23 protein-coding genes and 2 tRNA genes are annotated in these 24992 nt (G+C 33.2%); 7 read left to right on the forward strand and 18 right to left on the reverse strand.

The window, feature by feature from the left end; all coding sequences use genetic code 11:
• Positions 1 to 83 precede the first annotated feature (83 nt).
• The 5 genes from proS to AAHN03_RS01180 all read right to left on the reverse strand — a co-directional run bounded on the left by proS (position 84) and on the right by AAHN03_RS01180 (position 3676).
• Positions 84 to 1394: a proline--tRNA ligase gene (gene proS / locus AAHN03_RS01160; protein ID WP_342278836.1), complete on the reverse strand. Its 1311-nt coding sequence runs from the start codon at positions 1392 to 1394 to the stop codon at positions 84 to 86.
• Positions 1395 to 1409: 15 nt separating this feature from the next.
• Positions 1410 to 1982 carry a GTP cyclohydrolase I FolE gene (gene folE, locus AAHN03_RS01165; RefSeq protein ID WP_342279230.1) on the reverse strand — a complete coding sequence of 191 codons (573 nt, stop codon included), beginning with the start codon at positions 1980 to 1982 and terminating at the stop codon, positions 1410 to 1412.
• Between the two features lie 23 nt (positions 1983 to 2005).
• Entirely contained in the window at positions 2006 to 3382 is a 1377-nt protein-coding gene (locus AAHN03_RS01170) for a hypothetical protein (RefSeq protein ID WP_342278837.1), read from the reverse strand.
• A 16-nt stretch (positions 3383 to 3398) separates the two neighbouring features.
• Positions 3399 to 3475: transfer RNA gene (locus tag AAHN03_RS01175), tRNA-Ile, on the reverse strand.
• 125 nt (positions 3476 to 3600) lie between these two features.
• Positions 3601 to 3676 (reverse strand) — tRNA-Lys (locus tag AAHN03_RS01180).
• 160 nt (positions 3677 to 3836) lie between these two features.
• On the opposite strand from AAHN03_RS01180, the gene AAHN03_RS01185 reads away from it, so the two are divergent.
• Entirely contained in the window at positions 3837 to 4565 is a 729-nt protein-coding gene (locus tag AAHN03_RS01185; RefSeq protein ID WP_342278838.1) for a 3-deoxy-manno-octulosonate cytidylyltransferase, read from the forward strand.
• A 142-nt stretch (positions 4566 to 4707) separates the two neighbouring features.
• On the opposite strand, the gene AAHN03_RS01190 is transcribed toward AAHN03_RS01185, so the two are convergent.
• From AAHN03_RS01190 to dapF, 7 genes are all read right to left on the reverse strand, one after another.
• Positions 4708 to 5448 carry a biotin--[acetyl-CoA-carboxylase] ligase gene (locus AAHN03_RS01190; RefSeq protein ID WP_342278839.1) on the reverse strand — a complete coding sequence of 247 codons (741 nt, stop codon included), beginning with the start codon at positions 5446 to 5448 and terminating at the stop codon, positions 4708 to 4710.
• A 132-nt stretch (positions 5449 to 5580) separates the two neighbouring features.
• Positions 5581 to 7038 (reverse strand): NADH-quinone oxidoreductase subunit NuoN, encoded by a 1458-nt coding sequence (gene nuoN / locus AAHN03_RS01195; RefSeq protein WP_410521339.1) that lies wholly within the window; start codon positions 7036 to 7038, stop codon positions 5581 to 5583.
• A 368-nt stretch (positions 7039 to 7406) separates the two neighbouring features.
• A complete protein-coding gene (mrdA, locus tag AAHN03_RS01200; protein ID WP_341763102.1) occupies positions 7407 to 9203 on the reverse strand; it encodes a penicillin-binding protein 2 in 1797 nt (598 codons plus the stop codon).
• Complete coding sequence (locus tag AAHN03_RS01205; protein ID WP_342278840.1) at positions 9193 to 9699, reverse strand: hypothetical protein; 507 nt, start codon at positions 9697 to 9699, stop codon at positions 9193 to 9195. Before AAHN03_RS01205 ends, mrdA begins: the two co-directional genes overlap by 11 nt.
• Positions 9696 to 10652, reverse strand: a complete 957-nt coding sequence (locus tag AAHN03_RS01210; protein WP_342278841.1) for an NAD(P)H-dependent glycerol-3-phosphate dehydrogenase — start codon at positions 10650 to 10652, stop codon at positions 9696 to 9698. Before AAHN03_RS01210 ends, AAHN03_RS01205 begins: the two co-directional genes overlap by 4 nt.
• Positions 10649 to 11896 carry a tRNA (N(6)-L-threonylcarbamoyladenosine(37)-C(2))-methylthiotransferase MtaB gene (mtaB, locus tag AAHN03_RS01215; protein ID WP_410521340.1) on the reverse strand — a complete coding sequence of 416 codons (1248 nt, stop codon included), beginning with the start codon at positions 11894 to 11896 and terminating at the stop codon, positions 10649 to 10651. Before mtaB ends, AAHN03_RS01210 begins: the two co-directional genes overlap by 4 nt.
• Positions 11889 to 12845, reverse strand: coding sequence for a diaminopimelate epimerase (dapF, locus tag AAHN03_RS07620; RefSeq protein ID WP_410521341.1), 957 nt, complete (start codon positions 12843 to 12845; stop codon positions 11889 to 11891). The genes mtaB and dapF overlap by 8 nt, the downstream gene beginning before the upstream one ends.
• Positions 12846 to 12915: 70 nt before the next feature.
• Between dapF and AAHN03_RS01235 the strand changes: the two genes are divergently transcribed.
• From AAHN03_RS01235 to AAHN03_RS01260, 6 genes are all read left to right on the forward strand, one after another.
• Positions 12916 to 13089, forward strand: coding sequence for a palindromic element RPE1 domain-containing protein (locus tag AAHN03_RS01235; RefSeq protein WP_342278843.1), 174 nt, complete (start codon positions 12916 to 12918; stop codon positions 13087 to 13089).
• A 238-nt stretch (positions 13090 to 13327) separates the two neighbouring features.
• Positions 13328 to 13861 (forward strand): DUF1543 domain-containing protein, encoded by a 534-nt coding sequence (locus AAHN03_RS01240; protein WP_341763098.1) that lies wholly within the window; start codon positions 13328 to 13330, stop codon positions 13859 to 13861.
• 182 nt (positions 13862 to 14043) lie between these two features.
• Complete coding sequence (locus tag AAHN03_RS01245; RefSeq protein WP_342278844.1) at positions 14044 to 15306, forward strand: pitrilysin family protein; 1263 nt, start codon at positions 14044 to 14046, stop codon at positions 15304 to 15306.
• Positions 15303 to 15998: a uroporphyrinogen-III synthase gene (locus tag AAHN03_RS01250; protein WP_342278845.1), complete on the forward strand. Its 696-nt coding sequence runs from the start codon at positions 15303 to 15305 to the stop codon at positions 15996 to 15998. Before AAHN03_RS01245 ends, AAHN03_RS01250 begins: the two co-directional genes overlap by 4 nt.
• On the forward strand, positions 15979 to 16593 hold the full coding sequence (locus AAHN03_RS01255) for a hypothetical protein (RefSeq protein ID WP_342278846.1): 615 nt from the start codon (positions 15979 to 15981) through the stop codon (positions 16591 to 16593). Before AAHN03_RS01250 ends, AAHN03_RS01255 begins: the two co-directional genes overlap by 20 nt.
• A 4-nt stretch (positions 16594 to 16597) precedes the next feature.
• On the forward strand, positions 16598 to 17665 hold the full coding sequence (locus tag AAHN03_RS01260; protein WP_342278847.1) for a tetratricopeptide repeat protein: 1068 nt from the start codon (positions 16598 to 16600) through the stop codon (positions 17663 to 17665).
• Positions 17666 to 17667: 2 nt separating this feature from the next.
• On the opposite strand, the gene AAHN03_RS01265 is transcribed toward AAHN03_RS01260, so the two are convergent.
• The 6 genes from AAHN03_RS01265 to nuoF all read right to left on the reverse strand — a co-directional run bounded on the left by AAHN03_RS01265 (position 17668) and on the right by nuoF (position 24909).
• A complete protein-coding gene (locus AAHN03_RS01265) occupies positions 17668 to 20037 on the reverse strand; it encodes a penicillin-binding protein 1A (protein WP_342279234.1) in 2370 nt (789 codons plus the stop codon).
• A 527-nt stretch (positions 20038 to 20564) separates the two neighbouring features.
• Positions 20565 to 21902 (reverse strand): tRNA (N6-isopentenyl adenosine(37)-C2)-methylthiotransferase MiaB, encoded by a 1338-nt coding sequence (gene miaB / locus AAHN03_RS01270; protein ID WP_342278848.1) that lies wholly within the window; start codon positions 21900 to 21902, stop codon positions 20565 to 20567.
• An 81-nt stretch (positions 21903 to 21983) separates the two neighbouring features.
• Positions 21984 to 22298 carry a type II toxin-antitoxin system RelE/ParE family toxin gene (locus AAHN03_RS01275; protein WP_342278849.1) on the reverse strand — a complete coding sequence of 105 codons (315 nt, stop codon included), beginning with the start codon at positions 22296 to 22298 and terminating at the stop codon, positions 21984 to 21986.
• Positions 22285 to 22551 (reverse strand): type II toxin-antitoxin system Phd/YefM family antitoxin, encoded by a 267-nt coding sequence (locus AAHN03_RS01280; protein WP_342278850.1) that lies wholly within the window; start codon positions 22549 to 22551, stop codon positions 22285 to 22287. The genes AAHN03_RS01275 and AAHN03_RS01280 overlap by 14 nt, the downstream gene beginning before the upstream one ends.
• Positions 22552 to 22614: 63 nt before the next feature.
• Positions 22615 to 23601, reverse strand: a complete 987-nt coding sequence (locus AAHN03_RS01285) for a hypothetical protein (protein ID WP_342278851.1) — start codon at positions 23599 to 23601, stop codon at positions 22615 to 22617.
• Positions 23602 to 23643: 42 nt separating this feature from the next.
• Positions 23644 to 24909 (reverse strand): NADH-quinone oxidoreductase subunit NuoF, encoded by a 1266-nt coding sequence (nuoF, locus tag AAHN03_RS01290; RefSeq protein WP_342278852.1) that lies wholly within the window; start codon positions 24907 to 24909, stop codon positions 23644 to 23646.
• Between the last annotated feature and the right edge of the window lie 83 nt (positions 24910 to 24992).

Here is a 24992-nt window from a genome sequence, read left to right on the forward strand (position 1 = left end):
TTAAAGAATTGTTTTTTGAAAATATCATGGATTCGCATGCGTAACTATATTATATGTACGCTACGCCTTCTCACCATTCATTTTCAAATCCAATTCGTAGGATCATTTGAGTATATTATTTTATCACAAATTGCATCTATAAACAAATCTTCTATTTTCCCAGTTTTACGACTTTTCAGTTCAGCCACATTATTTTCAGCTTTTTTAGGACCAACGATTATTTGGTATGGTGATCCTATAAGATCATGAGTGGCAAATTTGCTACCAGCTCGTTCACTAGTATCGTCGTATAACACTTCTATATTATTTGCTGTTAGTTTATCATATATGCTTCTAGATAAGCTATTACAGTAATTATCATTTATGTTCAAATTTATTAATGATACTAGAAAAGGAGCAATATTTGTAGGCCATATAATCCCTTTATCATCGTGACTTGATTCGATTATGGCGGCTAGAAGTCTTGAAATACCAATACCGTAAGAACTCATTTCCACTGGCACAAGATTACCATTATTACTATTTACTAAAGCATTCATGGCTTTGGCATATTTTGTGCCAATATAAAAAATATGCCCAACTTCAATACCCTTACTACTGGCAAGATCATGTTCTGATAACAGGCATTTATCAGGGTCATGTTTTTCTTCTGCTGCCGCATATAAGGTTTGTAATTTTTCAATATCTAAACTTTCCTGATCTGTTAAAGATAGGAATTTTTTATCATAAAAAATTGTACTCTCACCATTATCAGCAAGAATATGGAACTCGTGGCTTAAATTGCCACCAATTGAACCATTATCAGCAAGTACTGGGATTACAGTTAAACCTATATCACGAAATGTTTGCATATAGGCTAGATACATCTGATTATAGGTTTTTACAGCACTTATTTGATCTATATCAAAAGTATATGCATCTTTCATTAAGAATTCTCTACCACGCATAACCCCAAAGCGAGGTCTAATTTCATCCCTAAATTTCCATTGAATATGATATAAGTTTTTTGGCAAATCCTTATAGGACTGAATATTATTTCTAAAAATATCAGTAACCATGTCTTCATTAGTAGGCCCAAACAATAACGTATTATCATGGCGATCTTGGAATTTTAGCATTTCTTTGCCATAATTCTCAAATCTTCCAGATTCCACCCATAAAGATGCTGGTTGAATACAAGGCATTAATATTTCAATAGCCCCTACCTTGTTCATATTAAGTCGAACGATATTTTCAACATTTTTAAGGGCTTTTAAGCCTATCGGCAACCAGCTATAAATCCCAGCAGATTGCTGTCTTATCATACCGCTTCTAAGCATCAACCGATGAGAAACCACTTGTGCCTCCACTGGTTCTTCCTTCAGCACAGGTAAAAAATATTTTGATAGTAACATAAAGTTTACCTTGGATTATTTTTTGGAAATAATATTTAGGAATTCGTGGCGATATTTCTGGTGCTCTATATATATACCTGTATAATGCATAGTATTCATAATACTATCATTTTGCATAACTCCTCTAAGGGTCATACAGCTATGTAATGCAGAAATCTTAACCGCAACACCTAGGGGCTTAATATATTTCTGTAATGTTTCAGCAATTTGTACAGTCATCTTTTCTTGAATCTGTAGTCTCCTAGCAAAAACATCAACTATCCTAGCGAGCTTGCTGATACCTATTATACAATTATCAGGTATATAAGCTATATTTACCGTACCAGTTATCGGTAACATATGATGTTCACAAAATGAATTAAAATGTATGTCTTTTAGCACTATGAAATCCTGAAAGTTACAAGTATCGTAAAATTTAGTCGTTAATATTTCTTCCACATCTCTATCATACCCAGAAAACACTTCTTGGTAAGTTTTTATTACTCTATCAGGAGTTTTTAGTAGTCCTTCCCTATTTGGATCTTCACCAATAAATCGTAATAAAGTTTTAACTGCCTCTTTGGCTTCTTCTACAGTAGGTTTTTGCAAGTCCATTATTTTTATTATACTAATTATTTAAATAACATCCTTCTACCACAAATAATAACAAACATCAAGCCACCAACAATAGCAATCCCGCCTCCACCACCCATGATGCCCATCAGTAACTTATTGGTAACCGGCATTTCTACCCAAGGTGTTTTTCGTAGTACTCCATACCCACCAGCAAAGAGCAGAGCTATAATATGTAACATCTGCCCTATAGTTATCGTTATAATTGCTGTTGTGAAATATGAGTTCTTCTGCTGTTTATCGTCACATAGAAGAAAGCAGAAACCCATAAAAGCTACACTAATCCCAACAATTGAACCGTGATAGTGTGCAGGAATAGTAACATTCATGCCTGTAATTAATATACCAATAAATCCCCCGGACAGAAATAATATACTGGAGCAAATTATGGTTGTCTTCACCAAACTCATTTGCACTTCCCTGATGTCTTTGCTTCCCTTTATGTAATTTCCGCTTTCGTGGGAATGAAACCATTTTAGCTCATAAAACATTACTATCAAAGATAAAACCGGTGCTATTCCTCCTCCATATTTCATTTGTTTAGTGTAATATTCTTTGAATTCAGCATCTATAATATCATATAATAAGTGTCCACTAATAGCTGCAATACTTATAATAAAATTTAAATATAATAGTGCAAGGTACAGTTTTTTAAATCTTAATTCCTTACCTATCCAAGCATGGAATAACACTGTCATTACTAATATCAAAATTTGCGTGTAAATAAATTGTAATAAATGCCCACCACTCCAAAAAAGCAATTCATAGTAAAATTCTATATCGACTGGTACAAGTTTAATAATTTCTTGTAATTGGCAATAAGACCAAATAAAACATACCCATACTAACACCCACATTATTACGGTAGAAAGGATAGTAAAATTAATGAGGGAGTTAAAATAAGATTTAAAATAAGATATTTTGCAACAGTTCCATAATGTATATAAGGCAAATAACAATACAGATACACCAAACAAACTAATTCCGAGAATAAATATTATATTCTCCAACATTGGTATGTAATTGTTCATTACAGGAAAATTTTGACCACAAAATGGTGATAAAGCTATTAGTGCCGTAGAAATAAATGCTATTATTACACATGCTATGCTGAAAGTAGTTGACTCTAAATTATAGCTCCAAACACATGCTGTAACTGACATCAACCAAACTAGGATTGATAAATTAACATGAATAACCAAAGCTGAACGAAAAATTTCTGTATTTGAAAATAAGTTAATTAACATTGGAGTGCGGAGCATTACCAATATTATTGAATACACCCCAGCAAGAGCAAGCGAAAATATACCATTTCCAAGCCAGTAAATAGCTAACTTATTACGGCTTAATTGTGGAATTATATTCTCAAGATTCATAAAGAATACTTACGAATGGTGGGTTTGAGAAGACTTGAACTTCCGACCTCACGCTTATCAGGCGTGTGCTCTAACCAGCTGAGCTACAAACCCATTAATACCCTTAGCATTTCAAGTGTTAGCAGTGTCATGCATCAGATATACTTTTTTAGCTGGCTTCACTTGGGATTATAAACCCAACATACGCAGATATGTTTATGGTTTTAAGTACCCTAAAGTGGTGGGCTCGCCGGGATTCGAACCCGGGACAACCTGATTAAAAGTCAAGTGCTCTACCAGCTGAGCTACGAGCCCTAAATACGCTCTCGATGTCATTCCTAGCTAAAAGCGGGAGTCCATGCTTAAGAGCCATATATAATAAGCTTTACTTTATCGTTTAAAAAGGTTATGTTGTCAACAATTATTTTGTGTTGTCAACACTTAAATTTTAGTAAATATAGTCATATGGTAGCTTATGCATTCTGATGTTGCAATTATTATCCCTTCAAGACTTGATTCTGTAAGACTTCCCAAAAAACCTCTACAACTTGTAGGGGGAATCTCAATAATTGAGCGTGTTCTTAGGCAAGTATATTTAACCAAACTAAAAAATATTTATGTGGCAACTGATTCAGAAACTATAGCTAAAAAAGTTACTGATTGCGGTGGACAATTTATTATGACAAACCAAGAATGTCAAACTGGTACCGACCGTGTATACGAAGCATTTCAGCTAATCCCTAACAATCACCATATTAATTATATCCTGAATGTACAGGGTGATATGCCTTTTGTTGAACCGGAATCAATTATCAAAGTTATTGAAAGCCTAAAGTCCAGTAGCCATGATATTATGACCCCAGTAGTAAAAGTTGGTATAGATGCCGTAAATGGTCATAGTAATGTCAAAGTTATTACTGACCATAATGATAAGGCTTTGTATTTTTCTCGTAATCTCATTCCACACGGTGCAGAAGAATTTCTATATCATGTAGGAATGTATGGGTTTCGCAAAGAAGCATTAACTAAATTCATAAACTTACCTGTTTCAACTTTAGAATTAAGCGAAAAACTTGAACAACTAAGAGCATTACAAAATAACATGTCCATAGGGGTATGTTATGTTAACAATATCCCCATTTCTGTTGATACAGCAGAAGATTTAAACAAGGCTATAGAGTTTTATCAAAAAAATATCAGTTAATATACTCGATTAAAATCAAGAATTGCGTTGTCGTCTTCAGGGATCTTCGGTGCTTACGTACTAAATGTACGCTCCGCTCCTCGACCCTTCGACTCCTAGCACTTCATAATTTTAATCTTCGTCTATCAACGCGAATTAGGGATTAATAAATTATTTCCGTAGCATAATTAACACAACAAACCTGCCCTGAGGCAAGCTGAATCCTTATGCTCCCGTTTTCATCTATGTCTTTAAAAATTCCTGAAATTTTTGTGTTTCCATCATTTACGGTAACCATCTTACCTAACTTATAAGCTCTTTTAAGCCAATATTGTCTTATTTTACTAAACCCTTCTTGTTTCCATCTACTAAAATATTTTTCAAAGTTAATCATGAGAAGCTCTAATAAATATTCTAGATCTTTTACTTCTATATTCTCATCGGATAAATTGGTTGCCAATTGATCAATATTTAAAGGGCTTCCCTTAACGTTGATGCCAACGCCTATAATAAGATAATTATTATCATTTATACTAATAGATTCAAGCAATATACCCGATACTTTCTTGTCGTTTATCAAAACATCATTGGGCCATTTTAATTTGATAGAATTTTCTGATCTAGTGGTCAAAGAATTGATAGTTTTATAAACAACAATAGCCATAACAAAAGATAATTGCGGAATATAGCTAAGATTAATCTTATGATTTAATAATATACTAACATGCAAATTCCCTAGACTAGAATGCCAAATTCTACTATTTCTTCCACGCGATTTTGTCTGATTTTTTGCCAATATTACATAATTTTTATCAGGACAATCCTTAGCCATCCTAATAGCTTCAGAACTGGTACTATCTATCTCATCAAAAATTAGTAGATTATATTTTTCCTGCCACGACATAGCTATAAACCATCCATAGTATACTCTTCTGCTTTGAAGAATTGTTTTTTGAAAATATCATGGATTCGCATGCTCACGTACTAATGTACGCTCCGCTTGCTCACCATTCATTTTCAAATCCAATTCTTCAAATCATTTGAGTATATCAGCAAATGGCTGGATAAAAACACACAGTAGCAATAAAACTCCAATAATCAAATAGCATATAAATTTTAAGCTCTTAGGTGTTGGTACTAAAACTCGTTTCAAACTTTTATCCGCCTCAAAAAAATACATAAACTTAACTATTTTCAGGTAATAATAAGCCGCTACAACACTTGTGCCAATAGCTATAAATGCTAGAGTAAATTGTTTCTCTATAATAGCCTGATAGAAAACGCTGTATTTCGCAAGAAATCCTGCCAGTGGTGGAATGCCTATCATAGAGAACATGATAATCGCAATCCCAGCAGCTAACGCCTTACGGGTAGAAGCAAGACCTTTAATATCATCAAAAGTTGCCGTATCTGATTTTTTACCTAGCAGATTAATTAGGCAAGCAAAAAAGCCAGTGACAGAAGCAGCATAAATAACCATATATAGTAAGGCTACTCTATCACCGTAAGGAGTATGAAAAGAAATAGCCATTAACACATAGCCAATATTTAGAATAGTGCTGTAACCCATTAGCCTTTTGAGGGAGGTTTGTCTAATAGCACCAGCTGCCCCAATAAGCATAGACAAAATCGCAGTGATTTTTATTAGATCAACTGAAATTTGCTTATAATCTCCAATTACCATAGTCATTATATTTAATAATACCACCACATTACCAATTTTTGTGGCAGCAGAGAAATAGGTAATTGAAGGAATGGGAGAACCTTCATATACATCTAGCGTCCAACTATGCAAAGGAGCAGCTGACAATTTAAACAAGATACCACTTAAAAAAAGCACTAAGCCCACTATTAAACCAATATTTGGCTGCGGCGAATGATTCAATTTCTGAAAAATATTACTATAATCTAAACTACCGCCAAATCCATAAATAAAGGAAATGCCAAATAACGTTAGGCAGCTAATCAAAGACCCAAGGATAAAATATTTTAACGCTCCTTCTGATGCTTTAATATTATTCAGATTAAAACCAGCTAATATATAGGCTACCAGTGCCTGTAACTCCATAGCAACAAATAAAAGTAAAAAATTACGGGCTGATATAGTAATAAAAACACCAACAGTAGAAAGCAGCACTAAGGTTATAAATTCTGTTTTAAACTCCTCCCCAGTAATTTTACAATATGCATGATAAATTATCATAGTCATTATTGAAAATAATAAAACAAAGAATTTAAAAGCAACAGTAAAATGATTAACGACAAAAGAATTATGAAAAGCTATTACATCATTATCTGAACCTTGTAAAGCAAGGTACTGCAACTGTTGAAAAGCGACAATAAGTAATATTGCTGATAGTAATATCTGAGTATTGCTAATGGCTTTAGTTTTTGTACTAAATAACACGGCATATGTCTGAGAAAACAAAGCTAGTAAGGTCAGCATTATCTCAGGTAAAATAATTACAAATTGTTTAAAAATTGGGTCTGTCATATTGCAAGTTTCTAAGTTTTTATATAAATGCTAATATATACTATAAAATCGCTAGCACTAAGTACGAATAGTAAAAAATATTCAATTATATAGCTCCCGAGTAAGTTCTTGATATTATAGCTAAACTGGAAAGGTTTTAGCCAAAAAACCGTCATTGCGAGAAGCCGCTGCAAGCGGCGACGCGGCAATCTAAGATACGCGAAGCGTTACTCTAAAAAACAGCTTCGCTGTTTATCTAGATCGCCACGGCATCTAACGATGCCTCGCGATGACGAATGTGTTTAATTTGTTTATACATGTTCAACCATTACGCTCTTAAGTTGACGCCTATGTGCAATGACGGAGGGGCTATCTAGAACCTTAACGGGTTAGCTATATTTATCAAGTACCATAGCCATAATCTTACTAGCTATAGGGGCTGCTGCCCTGCCTCCGCCTCCACCATGATCTACAAAAACTAAAATAGAGTAACGAGGTTGTAGGTAAGGAGCAAACCCAGCGAATATAGCGTGGTTACGCCTTTCCCAAGCAATTGACTCTCTATTTAAATCATCATTGATATTAGCCTTTGATTGCACTTGTGCCGTACCTGTTTTACCAGCTAATTGATGCCCTTCTGTCAAAATTCTACTATAATAGGCAGTCCCACCTTGCGTATTAACTGCTCTATACATGCCTTCTTTTAAAATATCTAGATATTGTTGATTTATATTAACCTGATCAAATACTGACCCATCTTTTACTGATATATCTTTAGCAATTTTAGGATTATACAATTTCCCATTATTGGCAATTGCCGTTACAAATCTAGCTAACTGGATTGGAGTAGCTGATAAGAACCCCTGCCCTATCGATAAATTAAGAGTATCACCAATCGTCCATTTAGAGTTAAATTTTTTCATTTTCCACTCTTCTGAAGGAACAAAACCTGATGCTTCTCCAGTTAAATCAATGCCAGTTTTTGTACCAAAACCAAAATTTCTGGCCATATCTAATATTCTTTTATGACCTATTAAGCGAGCTATTTCATACATATAAGAATTACAAGAATATTTGATAGCATTATACATATCAACGATGCCATGACCATGACGATTCCAGCACCTAGCGCTATTATTACCTAATACTGAAGCCCCAGTACAATTAACAGTTTTAGTCGGTTTAATGCCATTCTCTAATCCAGCTAAAATTGTAATAATTTTAAAAATAGATCCAGGTGGGTAAGTACTTTGTATAGTCTTATTAATCAACGGCTTATAGGGATCATTGACTAAACTTTGCCAGTAATCTTGGGATAATTTTATAAAATTATTAGCCTCAAATACTGGTGACATAGCCAGCACTAGCACATTACCATTAGTGGTATCGATAACTATTGCAGAGCAACCTTGTTTATTTAAGTATGGCTGCACTCTTTGTTGCAGTTCCACGTCAATATTTAGATGTAAGTCCTCACCTTGCTGGCTTTGAATATTGGTGATTTCTCTTACTTGTTTGCCCAAAGCATTTACTTCTATCTGCTTATAACCAAATTTCCCACGTAACTTGTCTTCATAATATTTTTCTACACCAAATTTTCCAATATTAAAATCCCCTAAATTGTTAATTTGTAAATCTTGTTTTTCTTGCTCATTAATCTGTCCAGTGTACCCTATCACATGACAAGTCGCTTCTGAAAAATGGTAAAATCTTGCATAACTAGCATCTACAAAAATAGAACTTAAATTTAACTTTTGTTCTTCAATAAGTGACATTTGTTGCCAGCTAAGATTATCTAGTATAACCAAAGGAATATGTTTATTGGCTTTTTTTATTTTTTGCTTAATGTAATTTTGTTCTTCTTCGGATAATTCTAGGATATTGGCAACTAGAGCTAATTCGTTTTTATAATCATTGCCATTATGTATGTCAAGTAACAACCTAAAACAAGTTTGGTTTGTAGCCATAATGTTACCGTTGATATCATAAATTTGCCCTCTAAAAGGTGGAATTAGAATAAAACTTATACGATTTTTATCAGATAAAGTACGATATTTATCATTTTCAAGCAACTCCATAAAAAACATTCTTCCAGCCAATAATGAAAGTAATGTCAGTTTTCCTGAACCTATGAGAAAAGCCCTTCTTGATATTAACTGGCTATATAATATTTTACTATTTAGCATGTTTTCTAAAATATTCTAATGCTTTATCAAGTGGAATTCGTAGCAAATTATATGAGAATATAGTAGTTAGATACTGCATTAACATCATAAAATACCCCTCCGAAGATAAGCCTTTGCTTAAAATTAGCAAATATCTAAAATGTAATATAAAGAAATAATAGAAACAAAAGACGATAAAATTTGTTAAATAACTTCTAAGTACAAAAAATTTTCCTGTGAATTCTAAAATTATGTGAGCAATTATCAGAACCAAAGAATTTGTACCAATTGGCATGGAATATAACTGGTCAAAAATTATTCCTGCTAAAAATATTAGCCAAAAACCAATATGATAGAATGTGGAAAAATAGTAGAGTAAACTAATTTCAAAAGCTGGGAAAATAATAGATTCTCCATTAATTCTAAAATTTTCTAACGGAAAAATTAATAATAACAAACATAATTCTAATAATATTATTTTACCAAATATTTGTGATAAATTGCCAAAAAACTTCATACTAATTTTAGTTCTTTAATTACTGATGAAATAATCGGTAATGTTAGATCATATTTTCTTATGAGATCCAATACCAGTTTAGCAGATTCTCGACCCTCCACTAAGTATAAATTTTCATTTAAAAATTTATTAACATCTGAATGCTTCCCTAATTCATAACCAAATCTACTATTTCGTGATTCTTTAGAGTAACAAGTTAGCACCAAATCCCCTAATACGCCTGGAGCATATAAAATAGAGCTATCCCCTAGTTCTCCGTCAATGGCCTCAGATAAAATTTTTATTTCTTGAAGCCCCCCCGTTATCAGACCTGCTTTAGCATTCTGTCCATAACCTTTTGCCTCATACCACCCACTTTTTATCGCTACAATATTTTTAACAGCAGATGCCACTTGCATTGCTACCACATAGTCAGTTATAGTAACCTTAAATTGCTGTGATATTAAACTAATTGCCAATCTTCTTGCAAGGTCAATGTCTACAGAGGCAATAGTTACCGAACTTAATAAATTTTGGGCAACTTCTTTAGCTAGGTTAGGTCCAGCGATAAACGCCAACGGATTATTTGGTAATATCTTTTTTACTTTATCGGATAGTAGTTCTGTAGGATCTCTAGAAAAGCCCTTAGTTGCAACTAATAACGCCACATCCTTAGATATCCCAGTATCTTTTAATATATTCAGAGTATCATGAAAAGCAAAAGATGGTACAGCAATAATTATTACTTCTTGATCTAAAATAGCTGCCAACTCACTATAAGGCACTATATTACTTGGTAATGTAACATCACTACCCAAATATTTGCTATTGGTTTTACTATTTTTTATTTCTTCAACAATATTATTATCACGTAAAAATATGGGAGCAGCATCATAGCACCTTGCCACCTGACAGGCTAGTGCAGTTCCCCAACTACCGCCACCATAAACAGCAATATTTTTAAATTTTTTCATACCAAAATTTCTGAAATCATATGATTATCTTCTATAGCAACTAGCCGAGCCTTAACAATTTGTCCTACATCAAAATTACCTTCAAGCTTTACCGGAATAAAATTTTCTGTATGAGCTATGTTATTTTGTTCTACAAGTAGCTCTACTTCCTGCCCTATATTCCTTTGGAAAAATTTTTGTAATTGTTGTTCCCCGGCAGTTCTTAGAATTTCTGCTCTTGCTTTTCTAATCGATTTTGCTATTTGCGGCATTCTTGCAGCCGGAGTTTCATCACGTTCAGAATATGGGAAAACGTGTAAATATTGTAAATCTGCCTCAGAGATCAGTCTTTTTGTATTATCAAACATTGCATCAGTTTCCGTCGGAAAACCAGCTATAATGTCTGCACCAAATGATACATTTGGTCTTAAATTACGCAACTTATGACAAAAATCAATAATATTTTGACGATTATGGCGACGTTTCATACGCTTAAGTATCATATCATCACCAGTTTGTAAACTAATATGAAAATGCGGCATAATCTTTGGTATATAAGCCATAAGATCGAACAAATCGTCATCGATCTCAGCTACATCAATTGAAGATAATCTAAGCCTCTTTAGTTCTGGAACCAAGCCAATAATTCGTCTAATCATCTGAGCAAAAGTTGGAGCTCCTGGCAAATCTGGTCCATAAGCCGTCACATCAACACCTGTAAATACTACTTCATTGTAACCATTTTCTACTAATGCCCTTAACTGTCGTACTATAGCACCCATCGGTACTGACCTACTATTACCTCTACCATAAGGTATCATACAGAACGTACAACGATGATTACAACCATTTTGCACCTGAATGAAGGCACGAGACCTACCATCAAAACTACTCACCATATGATTAGCAGTTTCAGTAACCGACATTATATCATTTACCACCACTTTTTCTTCGGTAAATTGATAATGGGCAGCTATTAACTTTTCTTCATTACCAAGTACTTTATCAACCTCAACCATATTAGCAAAAATAGCTGGGTTATTCTGAGCAGCACAACCAGTAACAATAATTCTTACATCAGGATTATTTCTTTTAGCCTTACGAATTGCTTGACGTGATTGTTTTTCAGCTTCCTTAGTGACCGCACAAGTATTAAATACTATGACATTCTCAAGACCAGAAAGAGCTAGATTATTTTTGATCACTTCACTTTCATAAATATTTAATCTGCAGCCAAAAGTTACAACTTCTTGTGATTTAGTCATAAAAAAACTCCCCACGTGAAACTAAAGTAGCAGGACCAGTCATTATTATATTCTCACCTTGCTTTGACATTTGTAGACTACCCAATTGAAATACTACTTGACAAGGAGAGCTAATAAATCCTAGCTTGACCGCAGAAGCAAAACTAGCACATGCTCCACTACCACAAGCAAGAGTTAAGCCTGTACCTCTTTCCCAAACCGATAAATAAATTTTATTATCCTTGATTGAAGCAAAATTAACGTTAACACCATCAGCAAATAATTCTTTTTCCTGTAATTTCTCTCCTATTATTTCTTTATCTTCAATAGCGAGATCACTAAAAATAACAAAATGTGGATTACCAATATCGGCACAGATAACTTCCTTGATGTCGATCATATAACGCTCTACAACCGGCCAAATTTTTTCGGATGAAAGCATCCAATCTTCCTCGAAACTAACTATCCCACTATCTACTTCAATCTCGTGCTCATTCAGTATCTTACAAGATAATTCTTTTCCATATATTAGACCTCTTGCAGGATTCGCTTCTGCTGAGGAATTTGTAGGAGACACGGAACGGAGAACCGGAGCGTACTCTAGTGTACGTGAGGATTCGAGTACCGGATCGACACACAAATTACCAGCAGAAGTAGAATTATGTAAGGGGTCTATCCTCAAAGTGATTTCCTTTATCCCTAAATCAAGATATACCAGCTTGGCAAGACATCTTGAAGCATTACCACATAATTTGGCACTTGATCCATCTTGGTTATATATAATCATCTCATAGTAATTTGGTTTTTTATCATAAATAATAAACTGATCACAACCAATACCAGTATGGCGATTGGCAATCTTTAGAGATAATTGTTGCAAATCACAATTTTTAGGTAAATCACGCTGGTTGATAATCACAAAATCGTTACCTAATCCATGCATTTTAGCGAAATTGATTTTTTGGGACACAGAAATATCTTTAGTTGTTTGAGGTTATTATACCAAATATATGAAATTTATGTAGAAAATAATAGACTCCTTGTTAGTATCTAGACTTCTTGCAGAATTCGCTGCTGTTGAGGCATTTATAGGAGACACGGAACGGAAAACCGCATCGTACTCTAGTGTACGTGAGGATTTGAGCACCGGATCGACGCCCAAATTACCAGCAGAAGTAGAATTATGCAAGAAGTCTAATGATATTAACAACTAACTAATAACTATTAAAAATATATCTAGTAAACCTACTTTTATAGAGATAAAATGACAAAAATTACCAAGCACCATTGACATAATAAATGCATGAAATATTTTCTTAGTAGTATAACATGATAATCATCTATGAAGTAAAGTTATTTAATAGTGATCGAAACCAAAAGTATGCAAACCACTACATGGGTAATGTTTCCTAAGATATTTATTGAGTTAGCCAAAAATTAAAAGAGCTTTATATGCCTTATTTGCAAAAATTTGTATTTGACTCACCTATGTTATGTGTTTTCTATTTAGGAGGAAAAGTTGAAGGTTGCAATATAGAAATGCATGATGTTGTATTTGCAGTCGGGAAATCTGATATTGAAATTTCTCAAAAAATTAAAAGCAAATGGTGTGGTATAAAAACATCTTTACATGTTGATTCTTGGTTCATACTAGCTAGTCTTAACGGTTTTGATGTTAAAATTACGGAAATAAAACCTCAATCTAGTACCAATCATTTATATTTTGTTAACCTTGGTTCTTATAAGAAAAACTTATTTGGAGAAAATCATTTTATCACTTTTGTTGTTGCACAATCGAGAAGCCAAGCCATTGAACAAGCAAGAAGAGAAGTGTCTAAGGGTACAGAAATGTTACATACTGACAATATCTATGATATAGATGAATGCATTAGAATTACTGAAGTTGATAATTACCATATTGCACTTGAATATACTGGCATAAAAAAGAAGTTAAGTATAATCAATGGTTATCAGCAACTCAAATAAATAGTTATAATATTAAATTAAGGTCATATATACTTCTATGATTTCAAGAGTTGTGCTTTAGACACGACGACCTTAATTCTTGAAGTTCACCGAGTATACTTTGTTTTGATAGGAAATGACTCCTTGCATAACTAGTTGTAAAGAGTTATTTTAAGGTCATTGGAATCTAAATAAGTGATAAAATGACTTTTAACTCAAGCAAACTTAAAAATGGTCTAACTATTCTTACCTATAATATGTCTAATGTAAATTCTGTAGCTATTAATGTCATTGTCAATGTAGGTAGTCGCTATGAACAATCTTCAGAAATAGGCATATCCCATTTTCTTGAACATATGGCATTTAAAGGCACAACAACTAGGTCTGCTAAACAAATTGCTGAAGAATTTGACTCTATAGGAGGACATTTTAATGCATATACCTCGCATGAACAAACTGTTTATTATTCAAAAATATTGAATGAAAACTGCTATAAAGCTTTAGAAATACTGGCGGATATCATACAAAATTCAGTTTTTTCAAAGGAAGAAATAGCCAAAGAATATCAGGTGATTCTACAAGAAATTGCTCATGTTCAAGATAACCCTGATGAACTTATCCACGAAAAATTTTATAGTAGTGCTTATGAGAATCAAGCACTTGGCAGGTCAATTCTAGGAACTCACGACAGTTTGGCTAAATTTGATAGAGAACATTTTAGTAATTACGTTGACAAACATTATAATGCCGAAAATATTTACTTATCAGTAGCAGGAAATATTTCCCATGAGCAAGTTGTAGAATTTGCCAAAAAATTATTTTGTTCATTAAAAAATAAACAAAATAGTCATTTTGAGAAAGTTAGATATACAGGGGGACATAGCTTTATCACCAAAGACCTTGAGCAAACTACCCTAGTTCTAGGTTTCGAAAGTGTGCCGTATTTTAACATACAACAATTATATCATACGCAAGTTCTTTCACTAATACTTGGCAGTGGTATGTCATCAAGATTATTTCAACAAATCAGGGAAAAACTTGGACTGGTTTATTCAATTGGTAGCTATAATAACTCCTACTATGATAGTGGGATTTTTGGCATATATGCCTCCACTAATCACGATAAACTACCATTCCTTGCAGAACAATTAGTTAATGAAATAAAAAAAATTTCTACAGACATCAAAGACTCAGAAATTGATAGGGCTAAAGTACAACTAAAAACTAGTATCTATATAGCTCAAGAAGAATCTTCTTATAAATCAGAAGAAATTGGTAAGAATTTTGCTGTTTTTGGCAAATATATACCTACTGAACAAACTATTGAATATATTATGAATATAACAAAACAAGATATAATAAATATTGCTAACAAAATATTTGTTACAAAACCTACTTTATCTATTATTGGTCCTAAACCACTTGCCATAGATTATCAAGAATTATGCCATAAGCTAGCTCTATGAAATCGGTGCTATTAACTAGAAGTTTAGAGGATAATGATGAAATCATTAGAGAATTGGAGAAAAATTGTAGTTTTAAATATATCTGTTCTCCTTTAGTAGAATATCAAGCTTTGCCATTAAATAGCACTACTTTGCATAATATTTTGCATAATTATGTTAATATAATTGTCACCAGTAAAGTTGCTGCTAGAATCCTTGCTGGACATCAAGAGCTAGAACAAAAGAATTTATGGATAGTCGGCAATTCATCAAAGTTAATTCTAGAACAAAAAAATTTTGTAGTACGATATGTTGCTACAAATATTCAAGATCTACTAGAAAACATCCCTCAAGAAATATATGAGCAAACCATATATTTATCGTCAAATGAAATTACTCAAGATTTGCCTCAAAAAATAAAAAGACACATTATTTATCGGGTAAAATACGCGACCCAGCTATACCAAATAGCAGAGATTGAAAAGGGCATCAATTTTATTTTACTATATTCACAGAACAGCACTAAGACTTTTATTGAATTATTAATAAAAAATAATTTGCTAAAACTACTAGATAATAGTTTAGTAATTACTATAAGTGAAAAGGTAGCAAATATTATTAGATATTTTGCCAAAAATGTGGTTTATTGTGATAATGGACAGCCGCAACAAATGTTAGAGTTATTAATTTATAATGCAAAAATCAGAAACTAATATAATAAAAGTTCGTAGTAATAATCCTATTATTCTCACAATTATTCTAATTGTGTTATTTGCCATATCAATAGGTTACATGACTTTTTTCAATAATAAAAAGGTCGATTCTGAATTACCCAATAATACAACTATTTCTAAAACAGACTCTATGTTAGAACATGATGTAATTCAAGAAGATAATAGTCCAAAACAAGAAGAAGTCTCATTAAACCACCAACCCGAACCATCTAAGACCCCCCTTAATTATAGCATTTATTTACTTAGCGTTAATCTTTTAGTGATGAATTTTTTACAAGATAAAGATTATACACAGCAAATTCGTCAAATTGAAACTATAGAGTTACCTACAAGAATAAAAAATACTTTGCTAGACCTACATAATTATAATGAAAATTATTTACTTAATAACAGTTTAGGTTTAATCAAGATATTTCCACAAGCAAATTGTTGGATTGAGAAATTTATTAAGATTGAAAGAAAATCTAGTTTTACCAAAGATAAAGAAAAACTAAAGTTGAGAATAATAGGCAATCTAGATTTTTTTATTAATTTCTTTTATTCAGAAGAATTACAACAAGAATTTGTAGAGTAAAATAATGATAAGATTATTAATAATTTGTATTACATTTTTGTTATTATATTTAGGTTTTTCTGTCTTAAATCAGCTTGACTCAACATTAACCTTAAATTTATATGATTATTATATAGAAACCTCCTTTTTTACTTTCATTATTTTATATATATTATTTACACTTTTTAGTGCTATTTTTTTAAAAATAATATTTCTAATTATTGACCTACCTGCTAATTTAAAAGATATTTTCTTTTCCAAAAGAGCTACTACTGATAATTACCTACTGATGAAGGCTATGGCAGAATATATTGCTGGTGAAAAATCAAAGTCAGTAGCAACTAGTCAAAAAATAGCTCATCGTTTAACTAAAGAAAACAAGGTATTTCATACTTTACTTTTAGCAGAAGCAGAATTAGATACTTCAATAAGAATAAAATATTTTCAGGAATTAGAGCAATCTAAACATTATAGTGCCTTTGTTACCAAAAGACTTGCACAAATATTTTATCAAAATAATATGTATGAAACAGCTGAGAATTATGCTGTTAGATCATTTAACCTAAATGAATTTGATAGTGAAACTTTAGAAATTTTACTTGATTGTTATGCTAAACTTTCTCTGTGGACAAAATTTATCTTTGTGGTATCCAAACTTAACAGAGTTGACGCACAAAAACTAGAGTCTATAAAGAACAAAATAGCTGATTATTATGTTGACGCTGCCAAAAATATGCTAGAAGCTAATGAGACAAAAGATGCTATCCATTATTTAGAATCAGCTATTAAACTTATACCTTCACATATCTCCGCATTAAATCTCTATCTACCTCTAAATTCTTCTAGCTGGAATAATAAAAACATTGAAATATTAAAAGCTGCCTTCGCAAATAACCCTTCTTTTGAGATTGTAGAATTATATAAGCAATTTTCTTCTGTACCCCCTTTAAGAATTTATGAAGATCTAGTAATGTTAGTAAACCCTAAACAATATTTAGGGCTATTTTTAGCTATAGCCGCTTATTTAGGCTTACCGGAAAAGATTAAAAATCTTAAAAATGAACCTGAACTATTACCTTTTCATGATATTTGAGCTTAATATATCTCCTGAGAAGGATCTTTTTCGGGAGGAATATTATGGAAAGCATCATTATCTTGACCTTGGTTCTGATAATCTAATACTGGTATATCATGAATTTTGAATGCTTCCATAATACTACTAGCAGAAGTAACTTTACCAGTTGTTGGATCTATTGGTAACAATTTAATTGATTCTGGTACTTTAAATGCCAGTGATGGAATATCAGAATAAGCCTTCTCCATAAAATCAATAAATATAGGTAAGGCAACACTTGAGCCTGTTGCAGTTTTTCCTAGTGTTTTTGGCGTATCATAACCAATATATGTTCCGACAACTATTTTTGGAGTAAAACCAATAAACCAAGTATCCATACTATCGTTGGTAGTACCACTTTTGCCAGCTATAACTTTACCAAGTTTTTTTGCAGCGGTTGCCGTACCTCTTTCAACTGCTCCAGTGAGAAATGAGATAATCTGATAATCACTTGCTTCATCGGTAATCATCCGATAGTCGGGTTGAGGTAGGATAGGGAGTGATACGTTATCAGTAAGCTGGGAATCAGATACATTACAATTTTTACATTCCCTATTGTCTCTACGATAAATTATTTTACCATTACGATCTTTAATTAGTTCTACGAAATGCGGTGTAACTTTTTTCCCTGAATTAGCAATTATTGCATAAGCATTGGTCATTTTTTCTAGTGTAGTTTCGAGCGAACCAAGCACCATAGAATAAAATCTCTTCGGCTCATTATTAATACCAAATCGCTTGATTATCTCAGCAACTTTGCTTAGTCCTATAGCTTGTGCTACCCTAACAGTAACAAGGTTTCGTGATTTCTCAAGCCCTATACGCATAGTAATTGAACCTAGAAAATTTCCTTTATAATTTTTTGGTCGCCAAACTGGCATGCCAGGACCTTGCGGAATCTCTACTGGACCATCTTCAAAAATTCTATTTGGCTGGATTGCGTTTTCTAAAGCAGCAAGATAAACAAAAGTTTTACTGAGTGATCCTGGTTGTCGCAACGCCTGAGTAGCACGATCAAATTTACTAACTGTGAAATCATATCCACCAACGCTGGCAAGTACCTGACCTGTTGTAGGATTCATCACTATAATCGCACCATTAACGGTAGGAATTTGCCTTAATCCGTAATTAGCATTTACTTTTTCGACTACTATAACATCACCCTTTTGTAAAAGAGTTTTTACTGATTTAAGATCATTTTTTGCCCACTTCATTTCTGATAAAACTATTTTTGACTTACTCAAGTCACAAAGACCAATTTCCGCTTGATTATCTGAAACATTTAACACAACAGCTAATTGATATTCTAAAATAGCTGGAGGTTTTGCTACTTTATTTAAATTATCTTGCCAGTTATTTAAATCAATATTAGTTATAACTCCTCTAAAACCATGCTTCCTATCATATGCTCTTATGCCTTGCCTAAGAGCATTTTCTGCAGCTTGCTGATAACCAGCATCAAGTGAAGTAATAACCGTTAACCCTCCAGTATAGAAATATTCTTTACTGCCAATTTTACTAATGACTTCTTCCCGTACTTGCTCAGCATAATAACCGGCTGTAACGGTTTCGTTACGATCCCGCTTTTGCAAAGTAATAGGGGTATCTACTGCTTCTTTTGCTGTCTCTTGCGTTATATAACCATCTTCCAACATTCTCATAATAACATAATCTCTACGATCTTTCACCCTAGCATAATTTCTCTCCGGATTAAAATTTGATGGTGCTTTTGGTAGGCCAGCGATAAAAGCTGATTCGGCAACAGTTAAATCTTCAATAGACTTATTAAAATAATTCTGAGCAGCCATGGCAACTCCATAAGCTCCCCTACCAAAAAATGTTTGATTAAGATATAACTCCAAAATTTGATCTTTAGTAAAGGTTTTTGAGACCCTATAGGATAAAATTGCTTCTTTGATCTTACGTTCTATTGATACTTCAGAGGTTAATAAAAAATTCTTAACTACTTGTTGAGTAATAGTTGACCCTCCTTCTACTCTACGATGATGCAAAATATTAGAGATATTGAATATGGCTGCTCTGATTATACTTATAACATCAACTCCTGGATGTTCAAAAAAATTCTTATCTTCTGCTGAAATAAACGCTTCTATAAGAGAACGTGGTACACTACTAATAGGTACAAAAACTCTACGTTCCAAAGCATATTCCTCCATTAATTTTCCATTTTGTGCATAAACTCTTGTTACCGATGGTGGATGATAATCGGCAAGTTGAGAATAGTCAGGTAGATCTTTAGAGTAATGATACAACAAATATATACAAGCACTAAGAGCTATTATGCCTGATATTATAAATAATTTAAAAAATATATAAAAAAATTTGAGCATTTTTGACAAAGTATTTCTCACATTTATTCAAGTAAAAGTTTTATCTTAGATAATATTTCTGCTACCAGCTTTTTGTCTAACGTAATACTCGATAATCAAGTTTTCTTCTGAAGACTACAATTCATGGCAGTTTATGTCATTCCCGCCTACGCGCATAGGTGTCAACTTAAGAGCGTAATGATTGAGCATGTATAAGTAAATCAAACCTAAACGTCTATTAGCGAGAAGCCGCTGCAAGCGGCGACGCGGCAATCTAAGATACGCGAAGCGTTACTCTAAAAAACAGCTTCGCTGTTTATCTGGATCGCCACGGCATCTAACGAGCCTTGCTATGACGACTGTGTTTAATTTGTTTATACATGTTCAATCATTACGCTCTTAAGTTGACGCCTATGTGCCTACGCAGGAATGACATATTAGTGATCCACGCGGGCAATGCCTACACGGGAATGACATCTTCTCAGCTTCTTTTCATGACTTTTAAACTGTCCTGAATTATATAACTCAATAAAAACCTGATTATCAGGTCACAGCACCATTTCTCCGCTCAAACTACTTGCCCCAGCCTCGGTAATTTTTACATCGATAATCTGACCAAACAAATCTTTTGCAGGGTTTATTACATGCACCGACTGCATATAACATGTTTTTCCTATCAGTTGATTGTCCAATTTACCGTCACGATCAAACAATACTGGCATTATTTTGCCAATACAACTTTCATTAAACAATAATTGTTGGCGAGATATTTCTTGCTGTAAAATTGCTAAACGCCTAGATTTGATATGTTCAGGCACTTGCTCTTTAACCGCAGCAGGTGTACCAGGTCTTGGACTATATTTAAAAGAATAACACTGACCATAACCAACCTTCTTTACTAAATCTAAAGTGTCAGCAAAGTCTTCATCCGTTTCTCCGGGGAATCCTACAATAAAGTCAGATGAAAAGACTATATCTCTTCTCGCATTTCTTAAACGATTAATAATATCGAAATAATAATCTCTGTTATGTTTACGATTCATTGATTTTAAAATTTTGTTAGAACCTGACTGTACTGGCAAGTGTAAAAACGGCATCAATTTTGATTCCGACCCATGTAACAGAATTAAATCTTCTGTCATATCAATAGGATGAGAAGTAACGTATCTAATACGCTCAAGATTTGCTATTTCTGCTATGTAGCTGATTATATCTGCTAAACTACATTCTTTGCCTTCAATAGTTTTTCCATGATAAGCATTAACATTCTGACCTAGCAAGATTACTTCTTTCGCTCCGTTTGAAACGGATTTTATAATTTCTCTGTATATTTGTTCTAGATTTCTTGAGAATTCTGCACCCCGAGTATAAGGGACAACACAGAAAGTACAAAATTTGTCACAACCTTCCTGAACTGAAATAAGGCTACTTACTCCTTGTATATTAGATTGTTCAGGTAACTTATCAAATTTAGCTTCTTCAACAAAATCTAATTTAATTACATGTTTTTCATGTCTAGCAATCTTTGCTATTAGCTCTGGTAAATCGTAGTAAGATTGTGGACCTACTACTATATTTACATAACTAGCTCTTCTAAAAATTTCATCACCTTCAGCTTGTGCAACACATCCAGCAACAGTAACGATTACATTACCTGCTCCCTTTGACTTTCTATCATCTTTAATTTGTTTGATACGACCAAGCTCGGAATACATTCTTTCTGCAGCTTTCTCCCTAATATGACAAGTATTTAAAATAATCATATCAGCTTGGTGCATAGAATCAGTTGGCTGATAACCAAATGGCTCTAGCAAATCCTGCATTTTGATGGAGTCATATACATTCATTTGACATCCATAAGTTTTAATAAAAAGCTTTTTTCCCATGTTTTTTACTTAACAAAAATAAATTAGGTTGCATTATATATAATACTGTAAAAAAGATGACATATTTTTTTGGGAATGATTTTATTTGAGGTTATTGAGGTTTGGAAAGTTATGAAGCTTATAGCACATATGTTTGTGTAATACTCTAACTATAATAATACCATACTCTTGTTTTAGATAATACAATATATGTTTTTTTGTAGGGAAGCTCAATAAGGTAGGATATATATCATTTCGTAAAGTACCTATATTAGGATTAAGACTTAAAGCAATAGCTTTGTTATGTATCTCATCTAAATATTTTATAGTTTGCTGCCTTCCCCAATGTTTTAGTGTGTAATCTCTAATATCTTCAAGATCACGTTTCGCACTATTTGTAAATTTACACTGAATCATTAAGCTTTATTTTTAAGTTATCAAAAACAACCTTATGAGAGTGTATTTTATTTTTTGCTAAGTCATCTAATCCTTCAGAAATTGCAAGTTTTAATACTTGTTCTTTAAAAGATTCTAATTCATGAAACTCTTTATCAGAAACTATTACAGCTATAGGCTTGCCATTTCTACTAATGCTGATAGGTTCTGTTTGCACTTTGATAAGTAATTCACCAAACTCACGTTTTGCTTCAGTTGCATTTAATTCTTCCATGATAATAATTATTTTAATTAATATGATTAATTAAAACATAAATTATTAATATAATCAAGTTAATTACAATGTCTTTTTCTTTTGGAACATTACATTATGCCAATCACTAAAAGTTTGATTCTCAGTTCTTGTTCGCACAAAATTATAGAATATTTTTAAGGTATTATAACGATCCAACTTCCATTGACAGCGATAATTTTGAACACTAGGCTTACAACTTGGTATTAACTTATAACCATTACTAACTGATTCTACATATGTTACCAAATCATCGAATGGTTGTAACTCGCCAGCTTCTTGTTGTTTTAACATCATAAGCTCAGCTGTAGCTGCCGTGGTACGACCATCTCCACCTAAGCAATGTAAATAAACCCATCGACTTGGATTTAATTTTAATTTTTGATCAAAAAGTGCTACCATTTTATCTAAATTATCACGATTGGGCTCTCGATGATCTAATGTGGTAATTCTATAATAATCAATATTCAAACCTGCCATTATATCAGCTTCAGTCTTAGTAGAAATAGGTATACAGATTGCCGGATCCTTCTTTGTTGGCGTAGTCTTCAAATTATTTACATATATACTAAGTTGCTTGTAAGTTGGTAATATTGAACCAAAAAGATATTGCTCCCGTACTATAATTTCCTCTTGAGATTTATTAGCGTTGACGTCATCATATGGTAAACTGATAAAGGACACTGGGTTTAGGTCGTTGAATCCATGATACTCATTCCTTAAATCAACATCAATAATATCTGTTTTAGATCCAATAGCATTTTTAAATTGGTTGACACTAAATTGTCCACTGGCAATTATATTATATTGTTCAATATATCTAATATTTTTAGGAAGTAATTCTTGTAGTTTATTATGATTATTAAATTGGAAATATGCTAAATTTCCATTATTTAAATATTCCGATGGCAACATGTAAATAATACAAGATGAACGACTACGATATGATATAAGCAATAATAACCCCATTATAACAAATGCAATAATAAATTGAGATTTTCTACTTATGTTCAGACTTATTATTTTCTTCATTTATATGATACTAATTTGCTAACAATAACAGAGCAATCTAAACTAAACCCCTTGCCTAGCTAGTCTTTCTTCAATCTCATGACGGAAATGACGAATTAACCCTTGAATAGGCCAAGCAGCAGCGTCTCCAAGGGCACAAATAGTACGTCCTTCGATCATTTTTGTAACGTCCAATAATTGATCTATTTCATCTATTTTTGCCTGACCGCGTACCAGTCGCATCATAACTCGCCACATCCAGCCTGTACCTTCTCGACAGGGGCTACACTGACCGCAAGACTCATGCATGTAGAATTTACTAAGCCTAGCAATAGCGTAAATAATATCCGTAGAATTATCCATAACAATAATTCCACCAGTCCCGAGTGCCGAACCAGCTGCTCTTAAACTATCAAAATCCATTGCAACATCCTGACATAATGACTTTGGTAGCAACGGTACTGATGAACCACCTGGGATAATAGCTTTCAGATTACTCCATCCACCCCGTACACCCCCGGCATATCTCTCAATCAACTCCTTTAAAGGTACGCCCATGGCTTCTTCAACATTACATGGCTTATTTACATGACCAGAAATACAGAAAATCTTTGTTCCGGTATTATTAGGCTTACCGATTCCAGCAAACCAATCAGCTCCACGCCGAAGTATAGTAGGCACAACGGCAATTGATTCAACATTATTAATAGTTGTTGGACAACCATATAAGCCGAAATTAGCCGGGAATGGTGGCTTTAATCTAGGGAAGCCCTTGTTGCCCTCTAAGCTCTCGAGCAGAGCTGTTTCCTCACCGCAAATATACGCCCCAGCCCCTCTATGCAAATGAATGTCAAGATGATACCCTGTACCACAAGCATTACTGCCTATAAAACCGGCATCATAAGCCTCATCTATAGCACGCTGTACATTGGAGGATTCGTTATAAAATTCACCACGAATATATATGTAACAAGTATGTGCGTTAATAGCAAAGCCGGCGAGCAAACAACCTTCAATTAATTTATGTGGCTCATACCTCAAAATATCACGATCCTTGCACGTACCAGGTTCTGATTCATCAGCATTAACCACTAGGTAACTAGGCTTTGGATGGTCTTTAGGCATGAACGACCATTTGGTGCCAGTCGAAAATCCAGCACCACCCCGTCCTCGCAGACCTGATTTTTTTACTTCATCAATTATCCATTCTTTACCTTTAATAACAAAATCTTTTGTATTATCCCAATCTCCACGTTGCTTACTACTTATTATATCACATTTTTCCTGCCCACTAAGATTAGAAAAAATTTTATCGCTAATTTGTAACATAATTAACTCTTAGAATATCTACACATGCTATTATAGCTGAAGGCAAACAATTGTGAAGAATAAATATTAGCAACCTCAATTTC

The sequence above is a fragment of the Candidatus Tisiphia endosymbiont of Myopa tessellatipennis genome, assembly GCF_964031105.1.
Classification (GTDB): domain Bacteria; phylum Pseudomonadota; class Alphaproteobacteria; order Rickettsiales; family Rickettsiaceae; genus Tisiphia.